This window comes from Pseudomonas sp. GW821-FHT02A08 (assembly GCF_059422045.1).
Genome location: NZ_JBWKWD010000035.1, coordinates 1 through 17,968, shown reverse-complemented (window position 1 = coordinate 17,968; position 17,968 = coordinate 1). Strand labels below are relative to the sequence as shown.

General features: G+C 60.8%; 17 protein-coding genes. 3 read left to right on the top strand and 14 right to left on the bottom strand.

The features are described 5' to 3' along the window. Positions 1-68 precede the first annotated feature (68 nt). The 11 genes from pcaC to pcaR form a co-directional block, all read right to left on the bottom strand. Positions 69-461 carry a 4-carboxymuconolactone decarboxylase gene (gene pcaC, locus AC07W4_RS21600; protein WP_495033911.1) on the bottom strand — a complete coding sequence of 131 codons (393 nt, stop codon included), beginning with the start codon at positions 459-461 and terminating at the stop codon, positions 69-71. A gap of 10 nt (positions 462-471) precedes the next feature. Beyond that, complete coding sequence (gene pcaD / locus AC07W4_RS21595) at positions 472-1,263, bottom strand: 3-oxoadipate enol-lactonase (protein WP_495033910.1); 792 nt, start codon at positions 1,261-1,263, stop codon at positions 472-474. Positions 1,264-1,275: 12 nt separating this feature from the next. Then, positions 1,276-2,640: a 3-carboxy-cis,cis-muconate cycloisomerase gene (locus AC07W4_RS21590; RefSeq protein WP_495033909.1), complete on the bottom strand. Its 1,365-nt coding sequence runs from the start codon at positions 2,638-2,640 to the stop codon at positions 1,276-1,278. 45 nt (positions 2,641-2,685) lie between these two features. Beyond that, positions 2,686-3,990 (bottom strand): MFS family transporter, encoded by a 1,305-nt coding sequence (locus AC07W4_RS21585; RefSeq protein ID WP_495033908.1) that lies wholly within the window; start codon positions 3,988-3,990, stop codon positions 2,686-2,688. Positions 3,991-4,186: 196 nt separating this feature from the next. Next, positions 4,187-4,753, bottom strand: coding sequence for a protocatechuate 3,4-dioxygenase subunit alpha (pcaG, locus tag AC07W4_RS21580; protein WP_495033907.1), 567 nt, complete (start codon positions 4,751-4,753; stop codon positions 4,187-4,189). A 1-nt stretch (position 4,754) separates the two neighbouring features. Then, positions 4,755-5,459 (bottom strand): protocatechuate 3,4-dioxygenase subunit beta, encoded by a 705-nt coding sequence (gene pcaH, locus AC07W4_RS21575; RefSeq protein ID WP_008054170.1) that lies wholly within the window; start codon positions 5,457-5,459, stop codon positions 4,755-4,757. A 37-nt stretch (positions 5,460-5,496) separates the two neighbouring features. Then, positions 5,497-6,702: a 3-oxoadipyl-CoA thiolase gene (gene pcaF / locus AC07W4_RS21570; RefSeq protein ID WP_495033906.1), complete on the bottom strand. Its 1,206-nt coding sequence runs from the start codon at positions 6,700-6,702 to the stop codon at positions 5,497-5,499. Then, complete coding sequence (locus AC07W4_RS21565) at positions 6,699-7,478, bottom strand: CoA-transferase subunit beta (RefSeq protein ID WP_008054172.1); 780 nt, start codon at positions 7,476-7,478, stop codon at positions 6,699-6,701. Before AC07W4_RS21565 ends, pcaF begins: the two co-directional genes overlap by 4 nt. Then, entirely contained in the window at positions 7,478-8,335 is an 858-nt protein-coding gene (locus AC07W4_RS21560) for a CoA transferase subunit A (RefSeq protein ID WP_495033905.1), read from the bottom strand. Before AC07W4_RS21560 ends, AC07W4_RS21565 begins: the two co-directional genes overlap by 1 nt. A gap of 261 nt (positions 8,336-8,596) precedes the next feature. Beyond that, on the bottom strand, positions 8,597-9,943 hold the full coding sequence (pcaK, locus tag AC07W4_RS21555; protein ID WP_495033904.1) for a 4-hydroxybenzoate transporter PcaK: 1,347 nt from the start codon (positions 9,941-9,943) through the stop codon (positions 8,597-8,599). A gap of 123 nt (positions 9,944-10,066) precedes the next feature. Further along, the gene (gene pcaR / locus AC07W4_RS21550) at positions 10,067-10,909 is read right to left on the bottom strand and encodes a pca regulon transcriptional regulator PcaR (RefSeq protein ID WP_008054175.1); all 843 of its coding nucleotides are present in this window, start codon (positions 10,907-10,909) and stop codon (positions 10,067-10,069) included. A 677-nt stretch (positions 10,910-11,586) separates the two neighbouring features. Between pcaR and AC07W4_RS21545 the strand changes: the two genes are divergently transcribed. After that, positions 11,587-11,787: a hypothetical protein gene (locus AC07W4_RS21545; RefSeq protein ID WP_008054177.1), complete on the top strand. Its 201-nt coding sequence runs from the start codon at positions 11,587-11,589 to the stop codon at positions 11,785-11,787. Positions 11,788-12,163: 376 nt separating this feature from the next. Continuing rightward, on the top strand, positions 12,164-13,639 hold the full coding sequence (locus AC07W4_RS21540) for an inorganic phosphate transporter (protein ID WP_495033903.1): 1,476 nt from the start codon (positions 12,164-12,166) through the stop codon (positions 13,637-13,639). 270 nt (positions 13,640-13,909) lie between these two features. Here AC07W4_RS21540 and ccoM read toward each other — a convergent pair whose 3' ends face one another. The 3 genes from ccoM to AC07W4_RS21525 all read right to left on the bottom strand — a co-directional run bounded on the left by ccoM (position 13,910) and on the right by AC07W4_RS21525 (position 14,766). After that, positions 13,910-14,020, bottom strand: coding sequence for a cytochrome c oxidase subunit CcoM (ccoM, locus tag AC07W4_RS21535; protein WP_429487836.1), 111 nt, complete (start codon positions 14,018-14,020; stop codon positions 13,910-13,912). Positions 14,021-14,163: 143 nt separating this feature from the next. Next, positions 14,164-14,325 (bottom strand): hypothetical protein, encoded by a 162-nt coding sequence (locus AC07W4_RS21530; protein WP_008016476.1) that lies wholly within the window; start codon positions 14,323-14,325, stop codon positions 14,164-14,166. A 99-nt stretch (positions 14,326-14,424) separates the two neighbouring features. Beyond that, a complete protein-coding gene (locus AC07W4_RS21525) occupies positions 14,425-14,766 on the bottom strand; it encodes a hypothetical protein (RefSeq protein ID WP_008054180.1) in 342 nt (113 codons plus the stop codon). A gap of 216 nt (positions 14,767-14,982) precedes the next feature. Between AC07W4_RS21525 and rapA the strand changes: the two genes are divergently transcribed. After that, entirely contained in the window at positions 14,983-17,829 is a 2,847-nt protein-coding gene (gene rapA, locus AC07W4_RS21520; RefSeq protein WP_495033902.1) for an RNA polymerase-associated protein RapA, read from the top strand. Positions 17,830-17,968: the final 139 nt, after the last annotated feature.

Genomic DNA, 17,968 nt, shown 5'->3' with positions numbered 1-17,968 from the left:
AACACGGTCTAATGTGGGAGCGGGCTTGCTCGCGAAGACGTCAGTTCAATCAATGCAAATCATCGGGCTTACTCCCGCGACTCAATCCCCAACTCATCCCACACCGACTCGGCCAGGTGGAATGTCGCATTGGCCGCCGGAATCCCGCAGTAGATTGCACTCTGCATGATCACTTCCTTGATCTCGCCACGGCTGACGCCGTTGTTGGCGGCGGCACGCAGGTGCAGCTTGAGTTCGCCCTCGCGGTTCATGCCGATCAGCATGGCGATGGTGATCAGGCTGCGGGTATGGCGCGGCAGGCCCGGGCGAGTCCAGATGTCACCCCAGGCGTGGCGGGTGATCATCTCCTGAAACTCCGAGTTGAACTCGGTCAGGGTGGTCAGGCTACGGTCGACGTGGGCGTCGCCGAGGACTGCGCGGCGGACTTTCATCCCCTCGTCGTAACGTTGTTTCTCATCCACAGCAATACCCTCAATCAGCCGACAGAAACGCCAGCACGCGCTCGCTGAACGCATCGCTTGCCTGGACGTTGGACAAGTGCGCGGCGTAGAACTCGGCGTACTCGGCCCCGCGCACATGCTCTTGAATGAAATGCCCACCGGACGGCGGCGTCACGGCGTCTTCGGTACCGGCAATCACCAGCAGCGGTGCCTTGATCGACGACAATTGATCACGGAAATCGGCATCGCGCACGGCTGCGCAGTTGGCTGCATAGCCTTCTGGTGAAGTGGCCGCGAGCATATCGGTAATCTGCTTGGCCACCGCCGGGTTGGCTTCGGAGAAGTCCGGGGTGAACCAGCGGGCAATCGACGCATCGCGCAGGGCAACCATGGCCGCCTGACGATCACGCAGCACCATTTCGATACGCGGGTTCCACACCGACGGATCGCCGATTTTCGCCGCGGTGTTGCACACGATCAGCTTGTTCAGGCGATCGCCGGCATTGATGCCCAGCCACTGGCCGATCAACCCGCCCATGGACAGTCCGCAGAAATGCGCACGCTCGATGTGCAAGGCATCCAGCAATGCGAGCACGTCGCGGCCCAGTTGCTCAATGCTGTACGAGCCCGGCGTCACCAGCGATTGGCCGTGACCACGGGTGTCAAAACGCAACACGCGAAAATGCTCGGTGAACGCCGGGATTTGCGCGTCCCACATGTGCAGGTCGGTGCCCAGGGAGTTGGACAGCACCAGCACCGGCGCGTCGACCGGCCCATCGAGTTGGTAATGCAGTTCGCCCTCGGCGAGTTGTACAAAAGCCACAGCAAGTCTCCTTCAGGCAGTCAATGCAGAATGTTCAGCCACCGCCCGCTCGACCCAGGTTTTGGCCTGACCGAGATAGTGGGCGGGGTCAAGCAGATGATCGAGCTCAGCCGCCGACAGCTCGGCGGTCACTTGCGGTTCGTCGCCGAGGACCGCACGCAGGTGACGTTGTTCGGTCACGGCGCGTTTGCAGCATTGCTCCAACAGATGATGCGCGGTATCGCGCCCTACCCGCTGCGCGAGGACAATGCTCACCGCTTCGGCGAGCACCAGGCCCTGGGTCAAATCGAGGTTGCGAGCCATGCGCTCGGCATCCACTTCCAGCCCCTGGGCGATCAACAATGCTTGATGCAGGCTGCCCGACACCAGGCAGCAAATCTCCGGCAGGGTTTCCCACTCGGCATGCCACAGGCCGAGGCTGCGCTCGTGTTCCTGGGGCATGGCGCTGAACAGCGTCGAAAGCAAACCCGGTACACGCGTCGCCGCGCCAATCAACACCGCCGCGCCCACCGGATTGCGCTTGTGCGGCATGGTCGAGGAGCCGCCCTTGCCTGGCGCCGAGGGCTCGAACACTTCGCCTGCCTCGGTTTGCATCAGCAGGCTGATGTCGCGCCCGAGTTTGCCGAGACTGCCGGCGATCAGGCCAAGCGCGGCGCCGAACTCCACCACACGGTCACGCTGGGTGTGCCACGGCTGCTCAGGCAGGGTCAATTGCAGTTCTTCGGCCAGCGCCCGGGCAATCGGCATGGCCTGTTCGCCAAGGGCCGCAAGAGTTCCGGACGCACCGCCGAATTGCAGCACCAGCAGGCGCGGCTTGAGTTCGGCCAGGCGTTGCCGGTTGCGCGTCACCGCCCCCAGCCAACCGGCGATTTTCATGCCGAGGGTGACCGGCGTTGCATGCTGCAACCAGGTGCGTCCGGCCAATGGCGTGGTCGCGTAGCGCTGGGCCTGGGACGCGAGGGTCTGCCCCAGTTGTGCCAGGTCGCTCTCGATCAGCTCCAGCGCGCGGCGCAGTTGCAGCACCAGGCCGCTGTCCATCACGTCCTGACTGGTCGCGCCCAGATGCACATAGCGCTCGGCTTCGGCATCGGTGGCCGCGATCTGTTTGCCCAGCGCCTTGACCAACGGAATCGCCGAATTACCCGCCGTGGCAATCGCCTCGCCCAACGCCGCAAAGTCGTAAAGCCCGGCGCGGCAAGCCGCTTCAATCGGCGCGACAGCACTCGACGGAATCAACCCGACCCGCGCTTCGGCCCTGGCCAGTGCCGCTTCGAAATCGAGCATGGCCTGGACCCGGCCCGGATCGCAGAACACCTCACGCATATCGCGGCCCGTGAAATAGGCATCGAACAATTGATTGCCCGGTCGCTGGTTCATAAACAGTTCCTTAAGGCGCGGGCCTTTGCGACCCGCGCGTGAAGATCAAAGGTCTTGCTGCAGATACTTCGGCTGTTTCGGCAGGCGCAGGCTGAACAGGAATGCCACCGCCATCATCACCGTGACGTACCAGTAGAAGGAGTTTTCCATGCCCACGGCCTTGAGGCTCAAGGCCACATACTCCGCCGAACCACCGAAGATCGCATTCGCCACCGCATACGCCAGGCCGACACCCAGTGCGCGCACCTCGGGCGGGAACATCTCGGCTTTCACCAGGCCACTGATGGAGGTGTAGAAACTGACGATCGCCAGCGCCAGGGTAATCAGCACGAAGGCCAGAAACGGACTGGTCACGCTTTTGAGGCTCAACAGGATCGGCACGGTGCACAGCGTGCCGAGGGCGCCGAACCAGAGCATCGAGTTACGCCGGCCGATCTTGTCGGCGAGCATGCCGAAAACCGGTTGCATGCACATATAAAGGAACAGCGCGCCGGTCATGATGTAGCTGGCGGTCTTGGCCGGCATGCCGGCGGTGTTCACCAGGTACTTCTGCATGTACGTGGTGAATGTGTAGAAAATCAGCGAACCACCGGCGGTGTAACCGAGTACGGTGATGAACGCGGCTTTATGGTCGCGAAACAGTGCGCTGATGCTGCCGGCGTCCTTGTTTTCGCGCATTTCCTTGCTGGTGGTCTCTTTGAGCGAACGACGCAGATACAGCGAAACCAGCGCCGCCATGGCTCCCACCACGAAGGGAATCCGCCAGCCGTAAGCACGCAGGTCATCTTCGGTGAGGAACTGTTGCAGGATCACCACCAGCGACACCGCGAGCAACTGGCCGCCGATCAGGGTCACGTACTGGAACGAGGCGAAGAAACCGCGCTGGCCCTTGAGCGCTACTTCGCTCATGTAGGTCGCGGTAGTGCCGTACTCACCGCCCACCGACAAACCTTGCAGCAAACGGGCGAACAGCAACAGGATAGGTGCCCAGACCCCGATGCTGTTGTAGGTCGGCAGGCAGGCGATAAGCAAGGAGCCGAAGCACATCATCAGAATCGAGATCAACATCGAATTCTTGCGCCCGTGCCTGTCCGCCAACCGACCGAAAATCCAGCCGCCAATCGGCCGCATCAGGAACCCGGCGGCGAACACGCCTGCGGTGTTGACCAACTGCACGGTGGGGTTATCGGACGGGAAAAACGCCGGGGCGAAATAGATCGCGCAGAAAGCGTAGACGTAGAAGTCGAACCATTCGACCAGATTGCCGGACGAGGCACCGACGATGGCGAAGATCCGCTTGCTGCGTTCTTCGCCCGTATAAAGAGCTATAGAAGCTGTGGGTGTTGTCATTGTTTTTTCACTCAATGGGGGCAGAGAGAGTCTAGACACACTTTGCAACAGTCCCGTTCCACAGATGCATTGGCGAACACATATCCCTGTGGGAGCGAGCTTGCTCGCGAAGGCGTCGTATCAGTCGATATCAATGTTGTCTGATACACCGCTTTCGCGAGCAAGCCCGCTCCCACAGTTTTTTTGCGGTGTTCGCTTAATAGTCGAAGAACACCGTCTCGGCATCGGTACCCTGCAGAATCACGTTCCACTGGTACACGCCCGACGCATCCTGCTTGGCCAGCAACGTATTGCGACGCTCGGCCGGCACGCATTCCAGCAACGGATCGTTCACGTTGGCCGCCTCTCCATCAAAGTAGATCCGTGTCAGCAGGTGCTTCACCAGACCACGGGCAAACACCAGTACCACCAGGTGCGGTGCCTGAGTCGTGCCGTTGAGCCCCTCGACCGTTCCCGGCTTGATGGTCGTGAAACGAAAGCGCCCTTCGGCATCCACCGGCACCCGGCCAAAGCCTTCGAAGTTCGGGTCCAGGGGTTTTTCCTGGTCGTCCTCCGGATGGTCATACTTGCCGGCGGCGTTGGCCTGCCAGACTTCCAGCATCGCGTCATTGACGATGTCGCCATTGCCGTCGACCACTTGCCCGGTGATCGCCACGCGCTCGCCCAGGGTTTGTTCGACGGTCAGGTTTTCGCGGTTCAGCCAGGTCAGGCCGATGTGGTAGTACGGCCCGACGGTGTGGGACGTGGTCGCAGTCAGCGTCATCTTATTTCTCCATCGGCGTGGCGTCGCGGCCGCGCAATACGATGTCCCAGCGATAACCGAGGGCATAGGAAGGGATGGTTTTTTCCAGATCGAACGTGGCGATCAAACGCTCCTTGGCGCTGGTATCGGGCACGCAGTTGTAGATCGGGTCGTACGCCAGCAGCGGGTCGCCCGGGAAATACATCTGCGTCACCAGGCGCGTCAGGATACTCGGACCGAACAGCGAGAAGTGGATGTGCGCCGGGCGCCACGCGTTGTGGTGATTGCCCCACGGATAGGCGCCGGGCTTGATGGTCTGGAACTGATACCAGCCATCGGCGTCGGTCACGGTGCGGCCGGTACCGGTGAAATTCGGATCCAGCGGTGCGTCGTGCAGGTCGCGGGCATGGGCGTAGCGACCGGCGGCGTTGGCCTGCCAGATCTCCACCAGAATCCCCGGAACCGGCAGACCGTTTTCGTCCAGCACGCGGCCGTGAATGATAATGCGTTCACCCTGTGGCTGCCCCTCATGCTGGGCAGTCAGGTCGTTGTCCTTCTCGTTGACGCGCTCGGCACCGATAGTCGGACCGGTGATTTCCGATAACGAATGGGGCAAAAACACCAACGGCTTTGACGGCGAGCGCAGGTTGGTGGATTGATAGGCCGGGTGCAGGTATTGCGGCTGAGTGCCCGCCTGCGGGCGACGGTAACCAGGCTTGTCAGTCATGAAATTTTCCTCAGTTCTTATAAGTCTTCAGAGCGCGTCAGACGCGCTCGATCGCCAAGGCCAGACCTTGACCGACACCGACGCACATGGTCGCCAGACCTTTCTTGCCACCGGTCTTTTCCAGCTGATGCAACGCCGTCAGCACCAGACGCGCACCGCTCATGCCCAACGGATGGCCCAGGGCGATCGCGCCACCGTTCGGATTGACCTGGGCGGCATCGTCGGCGATCCCCAGTTCACGCAGCACCGCCAGGCCCTGGCTGGCGAAGGCTTCGTTGAGTTCGATCACATCGAAATCGCTGACTGCCACGCCGAGGCGCTCGGTCAGTTTACGCACCGCCGGCACCGGGCCGATGCCCATCACCCGAGGGGCTACACCGGCGCTGGCCATGCCCAACACTTTGGCGCGGGCGGTCAGGCCATGTTTCTTCACGGCTTCGGCCGAGGCCAGGATCAATGCGGCTGCGCCGTCGTTTACACCCGAGGCATTACCGGCGGTGACGGTTTTGTCGGGGCCGTTGACCGGTTTCAGTTTGGTCAGGGCTTCCAGGGTGGTGTCGGTGCGAGGATGTTCGTCCTGGCTGACCACGGTTTCGCCCTTCTTGTGGGCAATGCGCACTTCGACGATTTCTTCGGCGAAGAACCCGGTGGCTTGCGCGACGGCGGTGCGCTGCTGGCTGCGCAGAGCAAAGGCGTCCTGATCTTCGCGGGAGACTTTGTAATCGTCGGCCACGTTGTCACCGGTTTGCGGCATCGCATCCACGCCGTACCGGGCTTTCATCAACGGGTTGATGAAGCGCCAGCCGATGGTGGTGTCTTCGAGCTTCATGTTGCGCGAGAACGCCGCGTCGGCCTTGCCCATCACGAACGGCGCGCGGGACATCGACTCGACGCCACCGGCAATCGCCAACTCCATCTCGCCACTGGCGATGGCGCGGAACGCGGTACCGATGGCATCCATGCCCGAAGCGCAGAGGCGGTTGAGGGTCACGCCGGGAATGGTTTCCGGCAGGCCCGCCAGCAGCAGCGCCATACGTGCGACGTTGCGGTTGTCTTCACCGGCCTGGTTGGCGCAGCCGAGGAACACCTCGTCCACGGCGGTCCAGTCCACTGACGGGTTACGCTCCATCAGTGCCTTGATCGGCACGGCCGCCAGGTCGTCGGCGCGAACCGTCGACAGGCCACCGCCGAAACGGCCGATGGGGGTACGAATCGCGTCGCAGATATAAACGTCACGCATCACGCTTCTCCGGGGGCTTGGCCGTGGGCGGCAGCGGTGCGGGCTTCGAGGTCGCGCAGCGCAGTCAGTTCGACTTCAGTCGGCTCGGCGGTTTGCTCAACATGGTCGGCAAAGCGAATCGCCCAACCGGTGGCGGCGACCACTTGCTCGCGGGTCACGCCCGGGTGCAATGCGGTGACCACGAATTCGTGGGTGCCCTCCTCCGGCTCCATGATGCACAGGTCGGTGATGATCCCGACCGGACCGGCGCCTGGCAGGCCGAGACGCTTGCGTGAATCACCGCCCTCGCCGTGGCCGACCGAGGTAATGAAATCGAGTTTGTCGACAAAGGAGCGCGACGATTGCTTGAGGATAATCAACACGCTCTTGGCGGAACCTGCAATTTCCGGCGCGCCACCTGCACCCGGCAGGCGCACTTTCGGCGCGTGATAATCACCCACAACGGTGGTGTTGATGTTGCCGAAACGATCGACCTGCGCCGCGCCGAGGAAACCGACGTCAATGCGCCCGCCCTGCAGCCAGTAACGGAAAATCTCGCCGGTCGGGACTACGGTGTCGGCGGTTTCCGCCAACTCACCGTCACCGATCGACAGTGGCAATACACTTGGCTTGGCACCGATCGGACCCGATTCGTAAATCAGCACCACATCAGGTGAAGAAGTCAGGCGCGCCAGGTTGGCCGCTTTCGACGGCAGGCCGATCCCGACGAAGCACACCGAACCGTTCTTCAGGCGGCGAGCGGCGGCGACGGTCATCATTTCATTGGTGGTGTAAGTCATTACTTCGCCTCCGAAGCGGCGGCCAGTTTGGCCTGGAACTCGCTGAAGTCAGCGCTGCCGTGGATGTATTCGTTGATCCACGCGGTGAAGGTTTCACGGTCGCGGGCAATCGGGTCCCAGGCCTGGTAGAAGCGGTTGTCGCGCTCGTTGTAGCCGTGGGCGTAGGACGGATGCGCGCCGCCAGGCACGTGGCAAACCGCGCTCAAGGCCCAGGTTGGCAATACACAGGAGTTCATCGGTGCATTGAGGTCGTCGACGATTTCCTCAACGGTGACGATGCAGCGCTTGGCGGCCAGCGCGGCTTCTTTCTGCACGCCGAGAATGCCCCAGAGCAGCACATTGCCTTTGCGGTCGGCTTTCTGCGCGTGAATCACGGTAATGTCCGGGCGTACCGAAGGCACGGCGGCCAGCACCTCGCCAGTGAACGGGCAAGTGACGGATTTGATCAGCGGGTTGACCTTCGGCAAGTCGGAACCGGCGTAGGCACGCAGGACCGCGAATGGCAGGCCGGAAGCGCCGGCGACATAGGCATTGGCCAGGTCGGCATGGCTGTGTTCTTCGATTTCCAGCACGTGGGGCCACTGCTTCTCTACGGCGTCACGCAGACGGTGCAGCGAGCCTACGCCAGGGTTACCACCCCAGGAGAAAATCAGCTTGCGGGCACAACCGGCACCGATCAACTGGTCGTAGATCAAGTCAGGGGTCATCCGCACCAGGGTCAGGTCTTTCTTGCCCTGGCGAATGATTTCGTGACCCGCCGCCGTCGGGATCAGATGAGTAAAGCCTTCGAGCGCGACCGTATCGCCGTCGTTTACGAATTGCTTCACCGCGTCGTGCAGCGAAAGGATTTCAGCCATTGGGGCAGGCTCCCGTTTATTGTTAACCGACAGTGGAAGAAGGCGCCGATGCGCAGCGCCGGAATGACTGAAGGTTAAGCCTGTGAAAAACGCCAAACAATCCGATAATCGACTAAGCGTTCGATTATCGAACACATTGTTGTCTGGCTACCGATCCCCAAAAGCTTCGCGAGCAAGCCCACAGGTGACCGCGTATCCCTGTGGGAGCGGGCTTGCCCGCGAAGAGGCCATCAAACTTACTGAAGATTCCGAAGCCTGAACTCAGGTCGCATCCGCATGACTGACCATGCCCTTGATCACCACCGCCGTCGTCGCCAGCACCGCCGGAATCACCAGCGCCGTCAGCACTTGCTCGAAGTTCCAGCCCAGCCCCAGCAGCGTCGCGCCCATCCAGGCACCAAGGATGGCACCGAAGCGGCCGATGCCGAGCATCCACGACACTCCGGTGGCCCGCCCTTGAGTCGGATAGAACCGCGCCGCCAATGACGGCATCGCCGATTGCGCACCGTTGACACACATCCCGGCCACCAGCACCAGGGTCGCCAGCAGTGCGATGTTGCCCAGGCTCTGCCCTACTGCGTAGGCAAACACCCCGGCCAGCAGGTAGAAAGTGCCGATAACCTTGTGCGGATTGAACCGGTCCATCGCCCAGCCCACGCCCACTGCACTCAGCACGCCACCAAACTGGAACAGCGCGCCGATGAAGGCCGCCTGCTCCATGCTCGCGCCACTGTCACGCATCAGGGTCGGCAGCCAGCTGGTCAGCAGGTAAACGATCACCAGCCCCATGAAGTAGGTCAACCACAACAACAAGGTGCCGGTGCTGTAGGTGCCGGAGAAGATCACCGCAAACACATTGCGCGCCTTCACGGTTTTCTGTTCCGGTACGCTGAAACTGGACGCTTGGGCCACCACCATCGGGTCTATCGGCGCCAGTGCCTTGCGCACTTTGTCCGTACCGCGGTTGCGCACCACCAGGTAACGCGCCGACTCCGGCAGCCAGAGCAGCAAAACCACGGCAAGGATCAGCGGCAGAATCCCGCCGATCAACAGCAGGCTGTGCCAGCCAAAGGCCGGAATGAGCTTGGCCGAGATGAATCCGCCACCGGCCATGCCGAGGTTGAAGCCACAGAACATGCTGGTCACCAGCAGGGATTTTTTGCGCTCCGGGGTGTACTCCGACAGCAGCGTGGTGGCGTTCGGCATGCCGGCACCCAGACCCAGGCCGGTCAGGAAGCGCAACACCAGCAACTGATCGACATTGGTGCTGTAGGCCGAGGCCAGGCTGAAGGCACCGAACAACAGCACCGCACCGACCAGTACGACTTTTCGCCCGAAGCGGTCAGCCAGAGGGCCGGAGCCCAGTGCGCCGAAGACCATGCCGATCAACGCCGCACTCATCACCGGGCCGAGACTGGCACGGTCGATACCCCAGTCCTGGGACAGGGCCGGGGCGATGAAACCCATGGCCGCGGTGTCGAGGCCATCGAGGAAGACAATCAGGAAACACAGAATCACCACGCGCCACTGGTAGCGCGAAATGGGTTGGGCATTGATGAAGGACTGCACGTCGAGGCAGTTACCTACAGCAGACTGAGGCTGGTTCATTATTTTTATTCCACGGATCGCAGTCGAACGGTGTCAGCAGATGCTGACGAAGCCGCGACAGTAATGATCCCGAGGAAACAGCGTCAATTCGATAAACGCGACTCTGTGCGTTTATCGAACAGCTTAGGCAAACAGCTGGGCGCTGAGGTCGCGGCTGGCGCTCAACAAACCGGGCAGGAAACGCTGTTCCAGTTCATTGCGGCTGACTCGCCCCGCATGGGTGCTGACGTTGAGGGCCGCCACCACCTGCCCGGAAGCATCGTACACCGGGACGGCAATCGAACGCAGCCCTTGCTCGAGCTCCTGATCGACGATGCACCAGCCTTGCAGTCGTACTTCTTGCAGGCATTCGAGCAACGCCTCGGGGGTGTGGATCGTGCGGCTGGTCTTGGCCTGCAATTCGGCGTGGTCGAGGTATTCGCCCAGCGACGTGTCATCCAGAGCGGCCAGCAGGATCCGCCCCATCGACGTACAATAGGCCGGCAAGCGTCCGCCTACCGACAGGTCCACCGAAATCAGGCGCTGGGTGGTCGCGGAGCGGGCGATGTACAGAATGTCATCACCCTCCAGCGTGGCCATGTTGCAGGCCTCGTGCAGTTGCTCGCTCATGCGGTCCAGGTAAGGCTGGGCGGAAACCGCCAGCGGCGTCGATGAAACATAGGCATGGCCGAGGGTCAGCACTTTGGGCAGCAGCGAATAGGTGCGGCCGTCGGTGGTGGCGTAGCCGAGCTTGATCAGGGTGTGCAGGCAACGGCGCACGGCGGCGCGGGGAATTTCCGTGCGGTGGCTGATCTGGGCGATGGTCAGGTGCCGTTTGCGCTCCTGGAACGCTTGCACCACGGCCAGGCCACGGGCCAGGGACGTCATGAAGTCCGGATCGCCGGTCAGTGCCTGGATCCGTTTGGCCGGTGAGGCAACGATGGGAGGAGCCACTGAAGCGAAGGAATTGCGCATTTGATCGTTCATACAAGGTCCTTTTACCCATTCGGATCAGCGACTATTACAAAGGGCTGGCGCCTGGCGCTCAAGCCCGACTCGTCAACTCCGTGCGATTATCGAACGATCGACCGATAATCGCAATCCACCGATACGCCGATGCCCGGTTTTCATCGACTCTCGTCCCCATGTTTACGTCGAATCGGCACCGGACTTAATGGGGAAATCCAATTACCGTAACTTGCCTGACTGAATGGCATCAGAAAGGCATCGCAGCGATCTGGAATCAGTCGACGCTCTACTTAATCGTAAAGTTGCGAGCAACAAAACGGTCACACACCAAGAACAACTTTTAACTCTTTGGAGATAGTGTTCTTCAAATCGCCCGCTATAATACAATTCAGTAGCGCTTCGGTTTTTTACTTGCCGAGCCCGCTGCCCGGCAATGCGATGTTCCATCACCGTTGCCCGTTGCAAGCGCCAGATCCGCATTGCACAGCCTTGCCGATGCGCTTGCCGAACCAGGAAACTGAAGCTACGTCAGCTGTTTATCTCTGGTGCCGTGGCCGCCTGTGACATGGAAGTATTGATCACGTTATTGTCAAAAACGATGCCTGGACGGGCATTGACCATTCGACGAACATGATCAAACGATTTGATGCAGCGCGTTTTCACCAGAATTTATCCCAACTCAATCAGGTAGCACTGTGACGAAAGACGAACTGCGCGCGGAACTAGAGCGCCAGGAACAACGTTACAAGGAAGTTTACGGCGGAGAAGTCACCACTTACGCCGCTCAACCCGAACCGGAACGCAAACCCTGGCGTAAACGCGCCACCGTTCAGGATCAGGTTTTCCAGCAGGAAATTCAAAAAATGGAAAAGGAACTCAAAGCCGAAGAGCCGTGACTGCTTCGGCCTGATCCTGACAAGGGCCTGCCTCTGCACCCGTTAAAAGCGGGATGTATGGATGTTGCCTTTCGCGCCCGCTACGAGCGGGCAGCGGCCATCACCGTCGCCGAATCCGGCAGATTTCCGGTATCTGACCTATTTCTCAGATTTTTCTCACAGCCGTTCAGGCACCTCTTACCGGGTCGCGACGGTTTTGTGACAGAGTATTTTTTCATTTAAATCAACAACTTAAAAAACGCAGCAAAACCGTGGGTTTTCAGGTACGGCGGCAAAAAAAATCGTTGAAGAATGTAACCGATGAGCAGCTAGTGCATTGATTAGCAGTCTTTTCTGGCATAATCGCGCCCCCTTATGACCGGGTCAGAAAACCTTCATGATCGATTTATTCAGCGGACTGGATGCTTGGGTGCTTGTGAGCCTCTTGCTCGCCCTGGCCTTTGTCCTCGCCTTCGAGTTCATCAACGGCTTTCATGACACCGCTAACGCGGTGGCGACCGTTATCTACACCAAAGCCATGCCGCCTCACCTGGCGGTGTTCTTCTCCGGTGTGTTCAACTTCCTCGGCGTGCTGCTGGGCGGGGTCGGCGTGGCGTATGCCATCGTTCACCTGCTGCCGGTGGAGCTGCTGATCAATGTGAACACCGGCCATGGTCTGGCGATGGTGTTCTCGTTGCTCGCCGCAGCCATCACCTGGAACCTGGGCACCTGGTACTTCGGTATCCCCGCCTCCAGCTCCCATACGCTGATCGGTTCGATCCTCGGCGTGGGCCTGGCGAACGCCTTGATCAACGACATACCGTTGGCCGATGGCGTGAACTGGCAGAAGGCGATCGATATCGCCATGTCGCTTGTGTTCTCGCCGATGGCCGGTTTCCTGATCGCCGCACTGATCCTGATCGGTCTTAAATGGTGGCGCCCGCTGTCGAAGATGCACAAGACGCCGGAACAGCGCCGCAAGATCGACGACAAGAAACACCCGCCGTTCTGGAATCGCCTGGTACTGGTGATCTCGGCCATGGCCGTGAGTTTCGTGCACGGTTCCAACGATGGCCAGAAAGGTATCGGCCTGATCATGCTGGTCCTGATCGGCATCGTGCCGGCCCAGTTCGTCCTCGACCTGAACAGCACGACCTATCAGATCGAGCGGACTCGCGACGCCACGTTGCACCTGAGCCAGTTCTACCAGCGCAACTCGGAAACCCTGGGTGAGTTCCTGGCCCTGGGCAAGAGCGTGGAAGGCGATCTGCCGGAGAAATTCCGTTGCAACCCGCAACAGACCGAACCGACCATCAGCGCCCTGCTCGGCACCCTCAAGGGTGTAGCGGACTACCACTCGCTGTCGGCGGAAAGCCGCATCGAAGTACGTCGTTACCTGCTCTGTCTGGACGACACGGCGAAGAAAGTCAGCAAGTTGCCAACGCTCGGTGCCCGTGAAAAGGCTGACCTGGACAAGCTGCGCAAGGACCTGACCACCACCACCGAATACGCCCCATTCTGGGTGATCCTGGCGGTTGCACTGGCCTTGGGCCTGGGCACCATGGTCGGCTGGAAACGCGTGGTACTGACCATTGGCGAGAAGATCGGCAAGCAAGGCATGACCTACTCCCAGGGCATGTCGGCGCAGATCACCACCGCCAGCCTGATCGGCATGGCCAACATCTTCAGCCTGCCGGTTTCCACCACCCACGTGCTGTCCTCGGGCGTGGCGGGCACCATGGTCGCCAACAAGAGCGGCCTGCAAGGCGGCACCGTCAGAACCATCCTGTTGGCCTGGGTATTGACCCTGCCAGCCACCGTGGCCCTGTCGGCCGGGTTGTTCTGGCTGGCCTCGAAGGCCCTTGGCAGCTGATAAGCAGCCAAACGAAAAAGGCGCGCTCCGCAAGGAACGCGCCTTTTTTATTGCTGCAATCGTCTTAACACCATAGAACCAATGTGGGAGCGGGCTTGCTCGCGAAGGCGGTGTGTCAGTAAACATAGATACCGACTGACACGGCCTCTTCGCGAGCAAGCCCGCTCCCACATTTATCTTCTGTACTTCCTCAAAAGACAGGCAAAAAAAAGGGCAACCGAAGTTGCCCAAAATGCCTTGCGTGCTCATTGCATCCAGAAAGAACTACGGTTACTTCCGCTTGTGCGAATCTTTCCAGATAAAAAGTCCGAACCCTGCAAAAAATACAAGCATGAGGCTGACGGTCAGCACTCCGGCGATCACCACGTTGTCGAAAAACATGACGCGTCTCCTGTACCTGCCCTGTTGCGATAGGGCTAAGTTAACCAAACGGGCAGGAGAGAATATTGACCGGGATCAATGTCGCCCGAGACTGGGCAAGAGGGAGGGGGAAGTTTGACCCGCATCAATGAATGCGGGGGCTTTCAGCGCTTTTTCGGTTTGTTCTTCGGCTTTTTTTTGGCCTTGCCCAACGGCATGGCCTGCTCGAACGCCTGGCGAACTTCATTGAGTCGCTTGTCATTGAGGTCATGAACACGCTTGGCGCGTTCAGCATTGAGGTCAATCAGTTTGTCGTCTTGGCTCATGGCGGTCAGTGCATCGCTTGAAATGAGTTTAAGCCGCCGTAGCGTTCGGCAACCCTGCGCCAATAATGCGGCCTGACGGCCGTGCTGACCAGCCTGCGCTCAAATCTCGATATCGACCCACAGCCCCTGCCGCGGCTGATCTTCCATCAGCGGCGCCACCGGCACGGTGTTGTCGGCATTGAGCTCATCCCCGGGAATCGCCAGGTGAGCCTCGGGGTCATTATCAGCCTCGTGGCGACGTCGTTCCTGCTCCTGCCTGCGGCGCTGTTCCTCGCGCAGCACCAACCCGTCCTCTTCAGGATTGCGCTTTTGCAGGTCGATGGTGCTTTCACTGGAGCTTTCCTGCACCGGCACCACCGGAGGAATATCCGGACGCTGACGGATCGGATCGGTCTGTGAAGTGATCGGCACGGCACTCAATGGGAGCATCGGTGGCAGCATGTTTTCAGTCTCCTCTCAGCAGGCTGTCGGCTGCGGGGATGGCGACTTGAGCCATCGGTCGCAAACTGTGACTCATTTGGCACTCATTAGTGCACCGGACGGCGCGTCATGCACAGGTGGGCTAACGTATGACTGTGAGTTTTTCTGAGAGTCCTTTGGCCCTGAAGCCCTCATTCCGTTAAGATAGCCCGCTTTTTCAGGTGGGAGTCAGGCAGCATGGCGCAGCAGTATCAACCGGGGCAACGCTGGATCAGTGACAGCGAAGCCGAGCTGGGTTTAGGCACCGTTCTGGCACAGGACGGCCGCTTGTTGACCGTGCTCTATCCGGCCACTGGCGACACTCGCCAGTACGCGCTAAGGAATGCGCCCCTCACCCGTGTGCGGTTTTCGCCGGGTGACTCCATCACTCACTTCGAAGGCTGGAAGCTGACCGTTCGCGAAGTCGACGACGTCGATGGCCTGCTGGTCTATCACGGCCTCAACGGGCAGAACGAAGTGGTCACCCTGCCGGAAACCCAGCTGTCGAACTTCATCCAGTTCCGCCTGGCCAGCGACCGTCTGTTCGCCGGCCAGATCGACCCGCTGGCCTGGTTCTCCCTGCGTTACCACACACTGGAGCACACCAGCCGCCAGTTGCAGTCCTCGCTATGGGGTCTGGGCGGTGTGCGTGCGCAACCGATCGCGCACCAGTTGCACATTGCCCGCGAAGTCGCCGACCGTATCGCGCCACGGGTTCTGCTGGCCGACGAAGTGGGCCTGGGCAAAACCATTGAAGCCGGCCTGGTGATCCATCGCCAATTGCTTTCGGGCCGCGCCAACCGCGTGCTGATCCTGGTTCCGGAAAACCTCCAGCACCAATGGCTGGTGGAGATGCGCCGCCGCTTCAACCTGCAGGTCGCGCTGTTCGACGAAGAACGCTTCATCGAAAGCGATGCCGGCAACCCGTTCGAAGACACCCAGCTCGCGCTGGTCGCACTTGAGTGGCTGGTGGACGACGAGAAGGCCCAGGACGCGCTGTTCGCGGCGGGCTGGGACTTGCTGGTGGTCGACGAGGCTCACCACCTGGTGTGGCACGAAGATCAGGTCAGCCCCGAGTATTCCCTGGTCGAGCAACTCGCCGAGACCATTCCCGGCGTACTGCTGTTGACCGCCACCCCGGAACAACTGGGCCAGGACAGCCACTTCGCTCGTCTGCGCCTGCTCGACCCGAACCGCTTCCACGACCTGCAAGCCTTCCGCGCCGAGAGCGAAAACTATCGCCCGGTGGCTGAAGCCGTTCAGGAGTTGCTGGACAAGGGGCGCTTGTCGCCGCAAGCCCACAAGACCATCCACGGTTTCCTCGGCAACGAAGGCGAAGCCCTGCTGGCGGCCGTCAACGATGGCGACACCGAAGCCAGCGCCCGTCTGGTGCGTGAATTGCTCGACCGCCACGGCACCGGCCGCGTGCTGTTCCGTAACACCCGCGCCGCCGTGCAGGGGTTCCCGGAGCGCAAGCTGCACCCGTACCCACTGCCGTGCCCGGACGAATACCTCGAACTGCCGTTGGGCGATCATGCCGAACTGTACCCGGAAGTCAGCTTCCAGGCTCAACCGGACGCCAGCGAAGAAGAACGCTGGTGGAAGTTCGACCCGCGCGTCGAGTGGCTGATCGACCAGCTGAAGATGCTCAAGCGCACCAAAGTGCTGGTGATCTGCGCCCACGCCGAAACCGCCATGGACCTGGAAGACGCCCTGCGCGTGCGTTCCGGCATCCCGGCCACGGTGTTCCATGAGGGCATGAACATCCTCGAGCGTGACCGCGCCGCCGCCTACTTCGCCGACGAAGAATTTGGCGCGCAAGTGCTGATCTGCTCGGAAATCGGCAGTGAAGGTCGCAACTTCCAGTTCTCCCATCACCTGGTGCTGTTCGACCTGCCGTCCCACCCGGACCTGCTGGAACAACGCATCGGTCGTCTGGACCGTATCGGCCAGAAGCACATCATCGAACTGCACGTGCCGTACCTGGAAACCAGCCCGCAAGAGCGTCTGTTCCAGTGGTACCACGAAGCGCTGAACGCGTTCCTCAATACCTGCCCGACCGGCAACGCCCTGCAGCACCAGTTCGGCCCGCGCCTGCTGCCGCTGCTCGAAGAAGCCGACGATGGCGAGTGGCAAGCGCTGATCGACGAAGCCCGCACCGAGCGTGAGCGCCTGGAGGCCGAGCTGCACACCGGCCGTGACCGCTTGCTGGAGCTGAACTCCGGTGGCGCGGGCGAAGGCGATGCGCTGGTGGAAGATATCCTTGAGCAAGACGATCAGTTCGCGCTGCCGATCTACATGGAAACCCTGTTCGACGCCTTCGGCATCGACAGCGAAGACCATTCGGAAAACGCGCTGATCCTCAAGCCGAGTGAAAAAATGCTCGACGCCAGCTTCCCGCTCGGCGACGACGAAGGCGTGACCATCACTTACGACCGTAACCAGGCGCTGTCTCGCGAAGACATGCAGTTCATCACCTGGGAGCATCCGATGGTTCAGGGCGGCATGGACCTGGTGCTGTCCGGCTCCATGGGCAACACCGCCGTGGCGCTGATCAAGAACAAAGCGCTGAAGCCCGGCACCGTGTTGCTGGAACTGCTGTATGTCAGCGAAGTAGTTGCCCCGCGCTCGCTGCAACTGGGTCGCTACCTGCCGCCGGCCGCCCTGCGCTGCCTGCTCGATACCAACGGCAACGACCTGTCGGCCCGCGTGTCGTTCGAAACCTTGAACGACCAGCTCGAAAGCGTGCCGCGTGCCAGCGCCAACAAGTTCATCCAGGCCCAGCGTGACCAACTGACGCCACGGATCAACGCCGGTGAAGCGAAGATCCTGCCGCGCCACACTGAACGTGTCGCCGAGGCGCAGCGTCGCCTGGCCGCCGATACCGAAGAAGAACTGGCGCGCCTGACCGCCTTGCAAGCGGTCAACCCGACCGTGCGCGACAGCGAACTGGTGGCCCTGCGCAAACAACGCGAGCAAGGCCTGGCCATGCTCGACAAGGCTGCGCTGCGACTGGAAGCGATTCGGGTGTTGGTGGCGGGTTAATCCCCTGCTCCACCCTGCTTAAAAAGAAGGCCCGCAGCGATGCGGGCCTTTTTTGTTTACTTTGTCCCGTCCTGAATAAGGTTTACACCTTCTGATCTGTTTTTCAGGAGGACGTAATGGAACCAGCAAAAAGGCGTAG

Coding starts and splice junctions, on each gene's coding strand:
- AC07W4_RS21590 (WP_495033909.1), bottom strand. CDS start 2,640: ATGAACCAGCGACCGGGCAATCAATTGTTCGATGCCTATTTCACGGGC.
- AC07W4_RS21585 (WP_495033908.1), bottom strand. CDS start 3,990: ATGACAACACCCACAGCTTCTATAGCTCTTTATACGGGCGAAGAACGC.
- pcaG (WP_495033907.1), bottom strand. CDS start 4,753: ATGACGCTGACTGCGACCACGTCCCACACCGTCGGGCCGTACTACCAC.
- pcaH (WP_008054170.1), bottom strand. CDS start 5,459: ATGACTGACAAGCCTGGTTACCGTCGCCCGCAGGCGGGCACTCAGCCG.
- AC07W4_RS21565 (WP_008054172.1), bottom strand. CDS start 7,478: ATGACTTACACCACCAATGAAATGATGACCGTCGCCGCCGCTCGCCGC.
- AC07W4_RS21560 (WP_495033905.1), bottom strand. CDS start 8,335: ATGGCTGAAATCCTTTCGCTGCACGACGCGGTGAAGCAATTCGTAAAC.
- pcaK (WP_495033904.1), bottom strand. CDS start 9,943: ATGAACCAGCCTCAGTCTGCTGTAGGTAACTGCCTCGACGTGCAGTCC.
- pcaR (WP_008054175.1), bottom strand. CDS start 10,909: ATGAACGATCAAATGCGCAATTCCTTCGCTTCAGTGGCTCCTCCCATC.
- AC07W4_RS21540 (WP_495033903.1), top strand. CDS start 12,164: ATGATCGATTTATTCAGCGGACTGGATGCTTGGGTGCTTGTGAGCCTC.
- ccoM (WP_429487836.1), bottom strand. CDS start 14,020: ATGTTTTTCGACAACGTGGTGATCGCCGGAGTGCTGACCGTCAGCCTC.
- AC07W4_RS21530 (WP_008016476.1), bottom strand. CDS start 14,325: ATGAGCCAAGACGACAAACTGATTGACCTCAATGCTGAACGCGCCAAG.
- AC07W4_RS21525 (WP_008054180.1), bottom strand. CDS start 14,766: ATGCTGCCACCGATGCTCCCATTGAGTGCCGTGCCGATCACTTCACAG.
- rapA (WP_495033902.1), top strand. CDS start 14,983: ATGGCGCAGCAGTATCAACCGGGGCAACGCTGGATCAGTGACAGCGAA.